Genomic DNA, 13,100 nt, shown 5'->3' with positions numbered 1-13,100 from the left:
GCGGAAGGCCACACGCTCCCCGCCGGCGGGAGCCGGCTCGCGAAACGGGCTCCCACCTTGGCTCCCTCTATGAGGCTGAGCCGTGAAGCAAACGCCGGAGGCGTTTGCAGGCGAAGGCGAACGACAGTGAGCAGATAGGACTGCGGCCGCAAGGCCGTCCTTGATTGCGGACGAGCTGGCCGCGAAACGGACTGAGGGGAGCATTCCCGTAAATCGCCTGACACTGCGCCATGCGTTGACTCCCCTCAGTCGGCTGCGCCGACAGCTCCCCTCAGCGAGGGGAGCCAGAGTGACGACTCGGCGCCGCGCTGTTCACTTAACGGCTCCATCCGCAACTACGGACGGCCTACGGCCGACTCAATATCCCCTCGCGGCCACCGCCGCTCGGCGGAGCCTATAGACAGTCCACAGGACTGTCTACTTAACGGCTCCGCCCGTGATGCCTCCGATGATCTTTTTTTGGAAGAAGGCGAAGATGAGCAGCAGCGGCAGGCTCATGAGGATGATGTAGGCGAAGATGAGGTGCCAGTTGTTGAGGTACAGGCCGGCGGAGGCCACGTTGTACAGGTTCAGCGGGAGCAGGTCCATCTTGCCGGAGAGGATGAAGAGCGAGTAGAACACGTCGTTCCAGATGTACAGGGTCACGAGGATCGTCGCGGTGGCGAGGGTCGGGCCCAGCAGCGGCAGGATGATCGTGAAGAAGATGCGCATCGGCTTGGCGCCGTCCATGCGCGCGGCCTCTTCCAGCGAGATCGGAATCGTGCGGATGAAGCCGGTCACGAAGAAGATCACCGTCGACATGTAGATGCCGATGTACACGCCGACCATGCCGGGCGCCGTGCCCGACAGGCCGATCATCTTGAGCAGCATCATCACCGTGACCACGGCCGGCGGCAGGATCAGGCCCGAGATGCCCAGCGCGTACACAACCGACATCGGTTTGGTCGCGCGGCGCGCCAGAATCCATGAGGCCATCGAGCCGAACAGCAGCGCGAGGAACACGGAGGGCACGGTGACCAGCAGCGAGCCGAAGAAGGCGAGCAGCATCTTACCCTGCGTCAGCACCGTCACGAAATTCTCGATCAGCTGCCAATGCTCAGGCAGGCTCATATTCGGCACGATCGCCTCGGACTGGCTTTTGCCGGCCGTGACGACGAGCAGCCAGAACGGCACGCCCAGCAGCACGACCATCACCAGCACCACCAGGATGGCGTGGATGACGCCGCCCGCGACCGAACGGCGGTTGACGGTGACCGATTCATTGGTTTTCGGCGCTACGCCGTATGTTGCGGAAGTCATAGGATCTTCGATTCCCTTCTGCGCAGGTACCAGATCAGCGGCACCGCGATGGCCATGACCATGATGAACAGCACCAGGCTCATCGTGGTCGACTGCGAATACAGGCCCTGCCCGAAGGTGCGCCACACGAAGATGTTGAGGATCTCCGTGGAGCCGCCCGGGCCGCCGGCCGTGGTGGACTGCACGATATCGAAGCCGTTCATCGAGCCGAGCAGCGACGTGGCCACGTTGAACGTGAACGCTGGCGCCAGCAGCGGGAACTTGATCTTCCAGAACACCTGGCGGCGGTTCGCGCCGTCGATCGCGGCGGCTTCCAGCACATCGGCGTCGATGGTCTTGAGACCGGCGAGGAACACCAGCATCGACAGGCCCATCCACTTCCAGCCGTGGATCGCGGCGACCAGCACGATCGTCCAGGTGGTGGAGCCGAGCCACGCCACGTCGATCTGGTGGCCGGTGAAGAACGACAGGATCTGGTTGAATGCCCCGTCGGGCTTGAGCACCGCCTGCCAGATGTAGCCGACGGCCAGCGCCGACATGATCACCGGCACGAAGAACATCACGCGGGCAAAGCGGTTGATGCGCGTGTCGTCCTCGAGGAACACGGCCAGCAGCAAGCCGAACCCGTTCTGGAAAACGGCCACCAGCAGCGCGTAGATGATCGTCGTGCGCAGGTCGCGCACCAGCGTGCCAGACTGGAACAGGTCGAAGAAATTATCGAGCCCGTTGAACTCGATGGTCTTCGAGAACGCCGACCAGTTGGTGAAGGCGTAGACGAAGTTCAGAACGGTCGGGACGAAGAAGAACACCAGCAGAATGGCGAACGCCGGCACGATGTACCGCAGCGGGTAGTTCTTCTTCAGTATCGACTGGGCCAGGCCGCCGGATCGACCGGCCCCGCCCGCCCGTCTTGGGGCGTTCGCACCGCCCTCGAGCGCATGTGATGATGTCATCGTATTCCTCTCCAAATCCGCTGGTGGCTTGCGCCGCAAGTTCGTCGAACATTTCGGCTCCCCTTTATGGGGGGGAGCGCATGCGAATCGGCTTGATGCAGGCGTTCGCGGCAATGCTCCCCTCAGACCGCTTCGCGGCCAGCTCCCCTCCGAGAGGGGAGCCAGCTTATGGCGCGGGATAACTAGAACCCCTTGGCGCCCTGCGCCTTGGCGAGCTGGGCGAACTGATCCTGCGTGGCCTTGGTCACGTCTTCCGGCTTCTTGGTGCCGGTGATCATCTCGGCCAGGTACAGGTACAGGTCGGGGTTGGCGATGGCGAGCGACTGCATGGAGCCGACGCCGGTCTTGATGGAATCGGCGGCGTCCAGCAGCGCCTGCGGGATTGTGTCGGGGGACTTGACGTCCTTGAGCACGGAGATGACGTTCTGGTCCTTGACGAAGTCGGCATAGCCGTCGCTCATCCAGTAGTTGATGAACTGGCGGGCAGCGGCGTCCTTCTTGGCGTCGCCGGACTTGAAGGAGATGACGGCGTTCGTCTGCTCCGGGATGATCGTGCCGATGTTGCCCTCGGTCGAGATCGGGAAGAAGCCGATCTTCTCGTCAAGCGCGGTCTTGTCGTTCTTGGCGAGCGCGGCCACGGAATTGAACAGGCCGCCCACGGCGATGAACATGCCGGTCTTGCCTTCCCACAGGGCCGCGGCCTCGTCGGAGTCCTTGGCGGTGGTGGCGTCCTTGTTGTACAGGCCCTCGTCGAACAGCGCCTTGTAGTTGTCCACCGCGCCCTGCACGGTCTTGTCGGTGAACTTCTCCTCGCCGGTGTTGATGCGGTCCCACAGTCCCTTCTTGGCGGCATCGGCCAGCTGCACGCTCACCGCGTACTGCGTGGTCCACTGCGAACCGCCGGCCTCGAAGAACGCGGAGTCGGCGGCGCCGGTCGACTTGATCTTGCGGGCGGCCTCGACCATCTCGTTCCAGTTCTTCGGCATGTCGGTGACGCCGGCCTTCTTGAAGACGTCCTTGTTGTAGAAGACGCCCTGCACCGACGGCATCGACACCATCGCCGCATAGCGGGTGCCGTCCACAACGCCGCCAGCGTCGGCCACGCCCTCGACATAGTTGCCGACCCACGGCGCCTTGTCGAGCTTCTGCAGCTTGTCCTGCGCGATGAATCCGGCGAGCATCGACTTGGTCGGCTGCCACATCGCAAGGTTCGGCACATCGCCGGTGGTCACCTTGGTCTGCACGTTCTGCTCATAGGGGTCGGGAATGGTCTCGACCGAAACCTTGGCCCCGGTGGCCTTCTCGAATCCTTCGATCACCTTGGCGGGAATCTTGTTCGAGGTCTGGGCCGCCCACATCTTCAGCTCGACGCCGTCAAGCTTGGCGGTGGCCGACGGCCAATAATCGGCGGACGAAGGATCCGCCCCCGCACCGGCGCCGCCGCCCGCGGTGGGATTGGAGCACCCGGCCAGGGCCATCGAGGCCGCGGCGACGGCCGCGACGGCCGTAATCGTCTTCCTGACAGTGAGAATCTTCATTGATTGACCTTTCTCTCGGTATGAACCGTTATGACGAACCGCTCGCATGAACCGTCGTCCCCATGGCCGCGCGTGGTCGGCACGGCGCCCGGCGCCCATGCCGCTACCGCGCGGAGGGCCCCGCATCAATGCACCGTGCACTTGCAGCGATTGCCTCCGTTTCCCTAGCGGCCTCGCGCCCGTGCCATGCGAAAACTCTATCATGGTATCGGTTCCATGACAACTTCCCAAACGGCTTTCGCGCGTGTCACCCATTCGGAACCATCGCCAAATTCCGGCGTACAATTATCCATAATCGTTGATATTCCAACAAAAATCACCGCATCAATCCAGTCAGCCAACAGACCGAGCGGCACGGCACACACACCGCAAATATGGCCCATTGCGGGATTATATGGTATCGTATCCATGCACCCATGTGGTTGCCCGAGCAGTGTCGCATCGTTATACTTAGGGGCATATAGCGTCCCCTCAATCACCCTTCGGCACTCTGCATGGGCGATGCAGCACGGCGTAATCGCACAAGAAATGAATGGGAGAACCATGCCAAAGGAACCGACGAAACGCACCCCCACGATCAAGGACGTCGCCGCCCTTGCCGGGACCTCGGTGTCCACCGTCTCCCGCTATCTCAACCATTCCTCGCATATCAGCGAAGAGGCGAGCGCCAGCATCGCGAAGGCCATCGCCCTGCTGGAGTACCGCCCCAGCGGCATCGCCCGAGGACTGGTCACCGCCTCGACGAAGAGCATCGCCGTATTGTCCAGCAACACCACGCTGCTCGGGTCGGCGGTCACTATTCAAGGCATCGAAGACCGCGCCCGGGAACTCGGCTATGCGGTCACGATCTCCAAGCTCGACGAGGAATCGACCGAATCCGGCAAGGCGGCGGTCTGCATGGCGCTGGACCAGCATCCCTGCGGCATCATCGTACTCAAATACGACGATACGGCCATCAAGGCCGTCACCTATATCCCGGAATCCATGCCCTGCGTGGTGATAGGCGGCGACTTCGACCCCTACCATGCGCATATCTCGCTCGACGAATACCAAGCGGGGCTGCGCCTGACCGAATACCTGCTGCGCACCGGGGCACCGACCGTGCACCACGTTTCGGTCCCCGGAGCCGGCGGCGGGCGGAACCGCTCCAGCGGCTGGCGGGCGGCACTGCGCAACCGCGGCCTCGACATTCCGGAATCATTCACGGTCGGGTGGTCGCCCGACAAGGCGCGCGATCTCGGGCGCCAATTCGCCCATCGGCCGGATATCACCGCCATTTTCGCCGGCAACGACGAGATCGCCATGGGCCTGATGAGCGGTCTTATGGACGAGGGGCGGCGCATCCCGGGCGACGTTCGCGTCGTCGGCTTCGACGACCATCCGCTGTCGGCGATCTGGAGACCGGCGCTGACCACCTACCGGCAGGATTTCAGAAGGGCCGGCATCACCTCCGTCGACATGCTGCTGCGGCAGCTCGACGACGGCAGGGATACCGGCCCCGATTCCATAACGCTCACCGGCGAGCTTATCGTGCGCCAGTCAGCGTGAACTGGCTGTTGTACAGATCGGCGTAGAAGCCGCCGGCCTTGAGCAGCTCATCGTGCGTGCCGCGCTCGATCACGTCGCCGTGGTTCATCACCAGGATCATGTCGGCGTCGCGGATCGTGGACAGGCGGTGGGCGATCACGAAGCTCGTGCGCCCGACCGTCAGCGCGTCCATCGCCTTCTGGATCAGCTCCTCGGTGCGGGTGTCGACGGAGCTGGTGGCCTCGTCGAGAATCAGGATCGGAGCGTCCTGCACCATCGCGCGGGCGATGGTGAGCAGCTGCTTCTGCCCCTGCGACAGGCTCGACTTGTCGTCGAGCACGGTGTCGTAGCCCTGCGGCAGCGAGCGGATGAAACGGTCGAGGCCAACGGCCTTGCAGGCGTCCTCGATCTGCCTGTCGGTCACGCCCGGCTTGGAGTAGGCGATGTTCTCGCGCACGGTGCCGCGGAACACCCATGTATCCTGCAGCACCATCGAGAACTGGTCGTGCACGTTCCAGCGCGGCACGGACTTGGTGTCCACGCCGTCGATCGAGATCGAGCCGCCGGAAATCTCGTAGAAGCGCATGAGCAGGTTGACCATGGTGGTCTTGCCGGCGCCGGTCGGACCGACGATGGCCACCTTCTGGCCGGCCTTCACGTCAGCCGAGAAGTCGTGGATGATCGGCTTGTCCGGCTCGTAGCCGAACCGCACATGGCTGAATTCCACGTTGCCCTTCACCTCGTGGCCGTTTGCCCCGAGCAAGGCGGACTTGCCGGATTCGTCCTCCATCTCCGGCTCCTCGAGGAAGCCGAACACGCGCTCGGCGGCGGCCGCGCAGCGCTGCAGGTTCTGGAAGGCCTGCGCGAACTGCGAGAGCGGCTGGGTGAACAGGCGGATGTACATCATGAACGCCACGATCACGCCGAACTCGATCTGCCCGTCGAGCGCGAGCGCCGCGCCGACCACGCACACCACCACGTAGCCGAAGTTGCCAACGAAGTTCATGAGCGGCATCATCAGGCCGGAGAGGAACTGCGACTTCCAGCCGGACTCGTAGAGGTCCGAGTTGTACTTCTCGAAGCGGCGGATCGAGTCGGCCTCGCCGTTGTACGCCTTGACGATGAGGTGGCCGGCGTACATCTCCTCCACATGGCCGTTGACGTCGCCAAGCGCGATCTGCTGGCGGGAGAAGTACTTCTGGGACGCCTTCATGATGACCATCATGATGATCAGGCCCAGGACGCTGGCGCCGATGGCGCACAGGGTCATGATGACGTTGTTGTAGAACATCATCACCAGCGCGCCCACGAACAGCGTCACCGAGGTGATCAGCGAGCCGAGCGACTGGCCCAACGTCTGGCCGATGGCGTCCACGTCGTTGGTGATGCGGGAGAGCACGTCGCCGTAGCTGACCTTGTCGAAGTACTTGAGCGGCAGTTTGTTGATCTTGACCGAGATCGACTCGCGCAGGCGCTGGGCCGTGCGCTGGGTGACGTTGGCCATCATCCAGCTCTGCACGTAGCCGAGCACCGCATAGCCCACGTACAGGGCCACCAGCGTCCAGGCGATATGACCGACAGCGCCGAAATCGACCGAATTCATCACCGGCTTGCCGTTGACGATGGCGGGCAGGCCCTTGACGATTTCGTTGGTCATGTCCTTGAGCTTGTCCGGGCCGACGATCTGGCAGACGGTGCCGGCCGCGCCCAGGACGAGCGCGATGACGATGACGGGAAGATAGTTGCGGCAATAGTTCACGAGCTTGCCCATGACCTTGCCGAAGTCGTTGGGCTTTTCGGTGGTGCGCCCACCGCCCATTGGTCCTCTTGGCATTTGTGTTAAGTCCTTTGTTTCCTGGCTCCCCTCTGGAGGGGAGCCGTCACGAAGTGACTGAGGGGAGATCGGAGACCACCCTCAGTCTCGCTATGCTCGACAGCTCCCGCCAGCGGGAGCCTGGTAAGCCCCTACGCGGTAAGCTCCGACTGGCTGAGCTGGGATTCGGCGATCTGGCGGTACACGTCGCAGTCCTCAAGCAGTTCCTTGTGCGTACCCTGACCCACGACCTTGCCATCGTCGAGCACGACGATGCGGTCGGCGTTCATGATGGTGCCGATGCGCTGGGCCACGATGAGCTTGGTGGAATCCTTGGCCTCGCGGGCGAGCGCGTCGCGCACTTCGCGGTCGGTCTTGAAATCGAGCGCGGAGAACGAGTCGTCGAAAATCAGGATTTCCGGGTGACGGTACACCGCGCGCGCAATCGACAGGCGCTGCTTCTGGCCGCCGGACACGTTCGAGCCGCCCTGGGCGATCGCGGCGGAATACTCGCCGTCCATGCGCTCCACGAATTCGCTGGCCTGGGCCACGCCGGCCGCGGCCTTGATGCGGTCCAGCTGCTCGGCCGGCATATCGGCGCCTTCCGCGGCCCTGCCGGCGGCGATCAGCTCGGCCTCGCGCTTGCGCCCGGCCGGGGTGGAGGTGTCCGCCATCTCGACATCCGACGACTCTCCGGGCTGGTCGCCGTAGCTCACGTTGGAGGCCACGGTGCCCTTGAACAGCACGGACTGCTGCGGCACGTAGCCGATCTTGTCGCGCAGGGACTTCAGGTCGTAGTCGCGCACGTCCACGCCGTCGACCAGCACCTGGCCCTGGCTGACGTCGTAGAAGCGCGGCACGAGATTGATGAGCGAGGATTTGCCGGAACCGGTGGAGCCGATGAACGCCACGGTCTGGCCCTGCTTGGCGGTGAAGCTGATGCCTTCAAGCATCGCCTCGCGCGAATCCGGGTAGGTGAAGCTGACATTGCGGAACTCCACGGTGCCCCGCTGCCCGGTCTTGGCCACATCGGCGGCGGTTTTGGTGCCGTTCCTGACGATCGGCTCGGTGTCGAGCACCTCCATGATGCGCTGCGCGGACACGTCGGCGCGCGGCCAGAGCACGAACACCATGCTCATGAGCAGGAAGCTCATGATGACCTGCACGGAATAGTTGGAGAACACGACCATGTTGGAGAACACGGTGAGCTTGTCCTTGAGGCCGGCGGCGTCGATGAGGTAGGCGCCGATCCAGTAGACGGCGAGCATCAGGCCGTTCATGATGGTGTTCATCAGCGGCATCATGAACGCCATGACGCGGTTGGTGAACAGCTGGGTTTCGGTCAGCTCCTTGTTGGCCTTGGTGAATTTGGATTCCTGGTAGTCCTCGGCGTTGTAGGCGCGCACCACGCGCAGGCCGGTGAGGTTTTCGCGGGCCACGAGGTTGATGTTGTCGGTCAGGGCCTGCATGGCCTTGAACTTCGGCATGACCATGGCCATCATGATGACGATGGCCACCAGCAGGATCACCACGGCGATGCCGGTGGCGACCGTCCATTCGAAGCCTTCGCCGGCGATCTTGCACACCGCCCACACGGCCATGATCGGCGATTTGACGATGAGCTGCAGGCCCATGGTGATGAACATCTGCACCTGCGTGATGTCGTTGGTGGAACGGGTGATGAGGCTGGCGGTGGAGAACTGGCTCATTTCGGCCGGACCGAAGGATTCGACCTTGCGGAATTCGAGCGAGCGCAGGCGCTGCGTGAACGAGGCGGCCACGCGCGCGGCGATATAGCCGGTGATGATGGCGCAGGCCACGGAGCCGAGCGAGATGAGCAGCATCTTGCCGCCGGCGATCCAGATGTCCTTCATGTCGCTGCCCGGCGTCTCGACCAAGGTGGTGATGTCCGACATGTAGTCAGGCAGCTTCAGGTCGAAGTAGACCTGACCGATGATGGTCACCAGAGCGATGAGCATCTGACCTATCTCCGCTTTGGAGAGGTATTTCATGATGCGTAGCATTCGTTTCCCTTCCGGTGTTTTTGTTTTCGTTGTTGACGGTTGTTGATGTGTTGCTGATGTTGCTGATGCTGCCGATACGCGCCGCGAGTTCGCAATGCCGCGTATCCCGATGTTCATTTATCTCTTATTGGCAAATTACTTACAGTGTGAGATATTACGCATGATGCTGTGTATTTCCTGAGAGCGAAACGCCGGAGCATCATCGCCAGGGCCGGGAACCAACGCGCGGCCGTGGCGGGGAGGCCGATCGCCCCGCCTCAGAATGGATCGGCTACGCCCCGCAGTCCGGATTCCCATCGGACAACGCCTTGCGACGGCGCTCTTCGTTCTCCGCGAACGCGGCACGCACCTCCTCGGGGGTCGGCCGCGCCTTGCCCGGGTGGCACACCGACATGTATACGGAGAATTCCGCGACCAGTTCGACGAGTTCGCGGGTGCGCCGCTCCCCCATCTGCGAGAAGATCCAGCAGACCGCCGACCGCAGCTCCTCCATGTCATGCCCCGCCCGGGTGCGCCCGGCCTCCGTCAGGTTCACGCGGATGATGCGCCGGTCATCGGGGTCGACATCCCGCGTGATCAGGCCCTTCTTCTCCAGAACCGACAACACCGTGGACACGCGGCCGGAACTCACCTTCAGCGCCGCGGCGAGCTGCGACGGCGTCTGAGTCCCCTTGCAGGACAACTCGTGCAGAACGAATGCCTCGCCATGCACCCCCCGGGTGAAGTCCCGCTGCATCTTGGAACGATTGCCCCATACGCTGGCGTACAGCTCGCTCAGCGCCTCCTGCTCGAATCCCATCAGCCACTCCCATGCTTGTGCTTCCCATGTTTTTGACGCGCGCGATCACGCGGTACGAGCGACGCGCCGCATGCACGGCCATTGCAGCCACACGCCGCCAGCATTCACGGCATGGGCACATGTCGCCCGGATCTCACAACCACCGGTATTTTATCTCACACTATAAACAATTTACTACGCGAGATTTTTGGCCTGCCGAAATACCCGTTCTGCCGTTTGACATGCTGAAATACCCGAAATAGGCCTCGATTTCGGGTATTTCAGCATGTCAAACCGCAGAACGGGTGTTTGGGCATGCGAAAGCCGCCCTCTCCCGACACCGCCAGCACCGGCTCCGGCGCCACAGACCGATAACGCGGCACGACATGCCCAAAGAATGTGACGCGGCTAACAAAAACAAGGTTTCCCCTATGCCCATCGCGCAAAGAAGAGTAGCGTTATCAGTACCGGAACCGGCATCGCTGCCGCAGTACGGGGGAACCAAGGAAGGGGACATCATGGAACGCACTTCTTGCAGCATCGTCGGCTGCACGCATGAGGCGGTGGATTTTGGCATGTGCACCGAGCACTTTACCTCGTCGCTGGTGCACGGGTCGTTCCAATACTCCCCGCACAGCGCGCGCCCGTCCGCGAACTGAGAACAGGCGCCCTCACCCGAGCCGCGCCAGCTCCTCGTCCGTGAGCCGCAGCTCGGTCGCGGCGAAGGAATCCCTGATCTCATGCGGATTCCGGGCGCTGGGGATCGTGAACAGCCGATCGTAGCGGGTCAGTTCCCACGCGAGCACGACGCGCTGGTAGGAGACGCCCCTTGCGGCGGCGACCTCGCGGAACGGGTCGTAGCAGTGCCGGTCGAACGGATCGAGGAACCCGCCGAGCGGCGACCAGCAGACAAAATCAAGACCCAGCAAGGCGCAGTGCTCCATCGTGCGCTCCGGGTCCGGGTGCGAGGGGGAGAACTGGTTCTGCACGGCGATCAGCCGGTCGCCGAGAATCGCGCGAGCCGTGTCGATCTGCGCGTTGTCGACCCGGGAAATGCCGGCGTAGCGGATCACGCCCTCGTCGAGCAGCTGCTTGAGCGCGCCGATCTGATCCTCGTAGGGCACCGCCGGGTCCGGGCCGTGCGAGTACAGCAGGTCAAGCGCGTCGACGCCGAGATGCCGCGCGGATTCCTTCGCGTCGCGGATCATCGTCTCCGGCCGGGAATCGGCCATCCAGCCATAGCGGCTGCCGGCGGCCTGCAGATGCTGGCGCCCGCCGCCCGTTGCCGAGGCCCGATCCTGCGAGGCTGACGCACCGGCAACCGCCTCGCAGGTGCGCCGGTACCCGGTCTTGGTGGCGACGAGCACCTCATCGCGGGGGCCGTCCCAACCGGCAAGCGCATCGCGGACCAGCCGCTCGCCGTATCCCATGTCCTCCGGAGTCCCGGTTCCGGGAGCGCTCGGCAGATAATACGACCATGCGGTATCGAGATAGCGCACGCCGCAGTCGAGTGCGGCGCGAATCGTCTCGAGCGCGGTGCCGCGGTCGGGGCGCCCCTCGATCGCAAGCGCCATCGTGCCCATGCCGAGGCGGGGGATGTGATATCCCGCGAAATCGACGGTGTTCGCGAAATCGGTCGCATGATGCAATGCTGTCATGCCACCATCTTCGCATAGGCGCGGACATGCGGCCGAGGGAGCCGGGCGGCCGGTCCGGCGCGCGGCATGCCGGTCGCCTCACCCCGTCCACCCCGCCCGCATGGCATGTCGCACGGTCGGCGCTATGATGGTAACGCAACCGAACGGGAGCCCGGATGGGCTGAGAGGAAGTCGCGAACTTCGACCGTCAACTTGATGCGGGTAATGCCGCCGTAAGGAAACGGGTTGGTCACGCCATATGGCATGGCGTTCGCGATGCACTCCCATCCATTCGAAGCATGTCAAGGCACGCACGCCGTGTCTGCACCGCATTGCTTCCGGCACGCACGGCGGCACCACGCGGACTCGTCATCGCGCTGGCGCACCGGCGGTTCCGCAAGCAGTCCGGGCGCAGCGCACCGGCGCAACGCCGCGATATTTCGTTCCAATAACCAAACATTGCCTTATAACTGAATATCGAATGACCAGGGTCATGAAGGGGCGCACCACCTCACAGGGTACGGCTGCTTCAGCGACCCTTTTTTATTACGCGCGCCGACGGGCCATCGCCGGCGCGCCGGAACAAGGGGATCACATGATCGTCAATGGCAAGGAAGAGCAGATCGAGACGCCGCTGAGCGTCAACGATCTGATCGAACGCCTGGGCTTCACGCCCGAGCGCGTCGCCGTCGAACTGAACGGGGCCATCGTGCCGCGCGTCAAGCGCGCCGAGACGATGCTCAAGGGCACCGACACCGTCGAAATCGTCACGTTCGTGCAGGGAGGCTGACGATCATGCCGATACCAGCAGGATTCACGCCATCCGCCGACGACGCTCAGCTCGCCGCCCGCGACGCCGCGTTCCACGGCACGCCCGACCCGACCACGCTCGTGTCCGAGCGGGAGATCCGCGACGCGCTGATCGAGCGCCATACCGAGGCCACGCAGAGCAAGCTGGACAACGCCCATGTGGCGATCGCCGGCTGCGGCGGGCTCGGCTCGACCGTGGCCGTGGCGCTCACGCGCATCGGCGTCGGCCATCTGCATCTGGTCGACTTCGACCGCGTGGATATGACCAATCTGAACCGTCAGCAGTACTTCCTCAAGGATGTCGGGCAGTACAAGACCGAGGCCCTGCGCGCGAATCTCGCGCAGATCAACCCGTTCGTCGACGTGCGCATCGACACGGTGAAGGTCACCGACGAGAACGTCGCCGAGCTGTTCGGCGACGCGGACATCATCTGCGAGGCGTTCGACGTGCCCGAGAACAAGACGCTGCTGGTCAACGCCGTGCTCGAGCAGCTGCCCGACGCCAAGCTCGTCTCCGCCTCGGGCATGGCGGGATTCCGCAGCTCGAACCTGATCTCCACCCGACGGGTGTCCCGCAACTTCTACTTCTGCGGCGACGGCGAGACCGCTCCGGTTCCGGGCGCCGGGCTGATGGCCCCGCGCGTCGGCGTGGTGGCCTGCCAGGAGGCGAATATGATCACCCGCCTGATCCTGGACGAGGAAGACGCCTGACAGCCGAACA

Annotated in this window: 12 protein-coding genes and 1 riboswitch; of the genes, 4 read left to right on the top strand and 8 right to left on the bottom strand. The window is 63.6% G+C overall.

The window, feature by feature from the left end; translation table 11 throughout:
- Positions 1-417: 417 nt before the first annotated feature.
- From BBSC_RS00905 to BBSC_RS13835, 4 genes are all read right to left on the bottom strand, one after another.
- Positions 418-1,299: a carbohydrate ABC transporter permease gene (locus BBSC_RS00905; RefSeq protein WP_033516804.1), complete on the bottom strand. Its 882-nt coding sequence runs from the start codon at positions 1,297-1,299 to the stop codon at positions 418-420.
- Entirely contained in the window at positions 1,296-2,252 is a 957-nt protein-coding gene (locus BBSC_RS00900) for a carbohydrate ABC transporter permease (protein WP_081892965.1), read from the bottom strand. The genes BBSC_RS00905 and BBSC_RS00900 overlap by 4 nt, the downstream gene beginning before the upstream one ends.
- A 182-nt stretch (positions 2,253-2,434) precedes the next feature.
- A complete protein-coding gene (locus BBSC_RS00895; protein WP_033516806.1) occupies positions 2,435-3,790 on the bottom strand; it encodes an ABC transporter substrate-binding protein in 1,356 nt (451 codons plus the stop codon).
- Positions 3,791-3,990: 200 nt separating this feature from the next.
- Positions 3,991-4,200 (bottom strand): hypothetical protein, encoded by a 210-nt coding sequence (locus BBSC_RS13835; protein ID WP_161787630.1) that lies wholly within the window; start codon positions 4,198-4,200, stop codon positions 3,991-3,993.
- 133 nt (positions 4,201-4,333) lie between these two features.
- On the opposite strand from BBSC_RS13835, the gene BBSC_RS00890 reads away from it, so the two are divergent.
- A complete protein-coding gene (locus tag BBSC_RS00890) occupies positions 4,334-5,338 on the top strand; it encodes a LacI family DNA-binding transcriptional regulator (RefSeq protein WP_033516807.1) in 1,005 nt (334 codons plus the stop codon).
- Here BBSC_RS00890 and BBSC_RS00885 read toward each other — a convergent pair.
- The 3 genes from BBSC_RS00885 to BBSC_RS00875 form a co-directional block, all read right to left on the bottom strand.
- A complete protein-coding gene (locus BBSC_RS00885; RefSeq protein WP_033516809.1) occupies positions 5,316-7,151 on the bottom strand; it encodes an ABC transporter ATP-binding protein in 1,836 nt (611 codons plus the stop codon). The two genes, BBSC_RS00890 and BBSC_RS00885, sit on opposite strands and share 23 nt — an antisense overlap.
- A 131-nt stretch (positions 7,152-7,282) precedes the next feature.
- Positions 7,283-9,154 carry an ABC transporter ATP-binding protein gene (locus tag BBSC_RS00880; protein WP_033516811.1) on the bottom strand — a complete coding sequence of 624 codons (1,872 nt, stop codon included), beginning with the start codon at positions 9,152-9,154 and terminating at the stop codon, positions 7,283-7,285.
- Positions 9,155-9,425: 271 nt separating this feature from the next.
- Entirely contained in the window at positions 9,426-9,953 is a 528-nt protein-coding gene (locus BBSC_RS00875) for a MarR family winged helix-turn-helix transcriptional regulator (RefSeq protein WP_033516813.1), read from the bottom strand.
- 497 nt (positions 9,954-10,450) lie between these two features.
- On the opposite strand from BBSC_RS00875, the gene BBSC_RS13830 reads away from it, so the two are divergent.
- Positions 10,451-10,591 (top strand): hypothetical protein, encoded by a 141-nt coding sequence (locus BBSC_RS13830; protein ID WP_169742217.1) that lies wholly within the window; start codon positions 10,451-10,453, stop codon positions 10,589-10,591.
- Positions 10,592-10,603: 12 nt separating this feature from the next.
- Here the strand turns inward: BBSC_RS13830 and BBSC_RS00870 are convergent, their stop codons facing one another.
- Entirely contained in the window at positions 10,604-11,590 is a 987-nt protein-coding gene (locus BBSC_RS00870) for an aldo/keto reductase (RefSeq protein ID WP_046726158.1), read from the bottom strand.
- A 133-nt stretch (positions 11,591-11,723) separates the two neighbouring features.
- A riboswitch (TPP riboswitch) is annotated at positions 11,724-11,827 on the top strand.
- A 337-nt stretch (positions 11,828-12,164) separates the two neighbouring features.
- On the opposite strand from BBSC_RS00870, the gene thiS reads away from it, so the two are divergent.
- Positions 12,165-12,359 carry a sulfur carrier protein ThiS gene (gene thiS, locus BBSC_RS00865; RefSeq protein ID WP_033516815.1) on the top strand — a complete coding sequence of 65 codons (195 nt, stop codon included), beginning with the start codon at positions 12,165-12,167 and terminating at the stop codon, positions 12,357-12,359.
- A gap of 5 nt (positions 12,360-12,364) precedes the next feature.
- Entirely contained in the window at positions 12,365-13,090 is a 726-nt protein-coding gene (gene thiF / locus BBSC_RS00860; RefSeq protein ID WP_033516817.1) for a sulfur carrier protein ThiS adenylyltransferase ThiF, read from the top strand.
- Positions 13,091-13,100 lie beyond the last annotated feature (10 nt).

The sequence above is a fragment of the Bifidobacterium scardovii JCM 12489 = DSM 13734 genome, assembly GCF_001042635.1.
GTDB lineage: Bacteria > Actinomycetota > Actinomycetes > Actinomycetales > Bifidobacteriaceae > Bifidobacterium > Bifidobacterium scardovii.
Note: the sequence above shows the minus strand (reverse complement) of the source record. Positions and strands in the feature narration are given on the sequence as shown.

What these genes read in the sequence shown, in the direction of transcription:
- thiS (WP_033516815.1), top strand. Translation starts at nt 12,165, where the DNA reads ATGATCGTCAATGGCAAGGAAGAGCAGATCGAGACGCCGCTGAGCGTC.
- BBSC_RS00880 (WP_033516811.1), bottom strand. Translation starts at nt 9,154, where the DNA reads ATGCTACGCATCATGAAATACCTCTCCAAAGCGGAGATAGGTCAGATG.
- BBSC_RS00900 (WP_081892965.1), bottom strand. Translation starts at nt 2,252, where the DNA reads ATGACATCATCACATGCGCTCGAGGGCGGTGCGAACGCCCCAAGACGG.
- BBSC_RS13835 (WP_161787630.1), bottom strand. Translation starts at nt 4,200, where the DNA reads ATGGATACGATACCATATAATCCCGCAATGGGCCATATTTGCGGTGTG.
- BBSC_RS00870 (WP_046726158.1), bottom strand. Translation starts at nt 11,590, where the DNA reads ATGACAGCATTGCATCATGCGACCGATTTCGCGAACACCGTCGATTTC.
- BBSC_RS00885 (WP_033516809.1), bottom strand. Translation starts at nt 7,151, where the DNA reads ATGCCAAGAGGACCAATGGGCGGTGGGCGCACCACCGAAAAGCCCAAC.
- BBSC_RS00905 (WP_033516804.1), bottom strand. Translation starts at nt 1,299, where the DNA reads ATGACTTCCGCAACATACGGCGTAGCGCCGAAAACCAATGAATCGGTC.
- BBSC_RS00875 (WP_033516813.1), bottom strand. Translation starts at nt 9,953, where the DNA reads ATGGGATTCGAGCAGGAGGCGCTGAGCGAGCTGTACGCCAGCGTATGG.
- BBSC_RS13830 (WP_169742217.1), top strand. Translation starts at nt 10,451, where the DNA reads ATGGAACGCACTTCTTGCAGCATCGTCGGCTGCACGCATGAGGCGGTG.
- BBSC_RS00895 (WP_033516806.1), bottom strand. Translation starts at nt 3,790, where the DNA reads ATGAAGATTCTCACTGTCAGGAAGACGATTACGGCCGTCGCGGCCGTC.
- thiF (WP_033516817.1), top strand. Translation starts at nt 12,365, where the DNA reads ATGCCGATACCAGCAGGATTCACGCCATCCGCCGACGACGCTCAGCTC.
- BBSC_RS00890 (WP_033516807.1), top strand. Translation starts at nt 4,334, where the DNA reads ATGCCAAAGGAACCGACGAAACGCACCCCCACGATCAAGGACGTCGCC.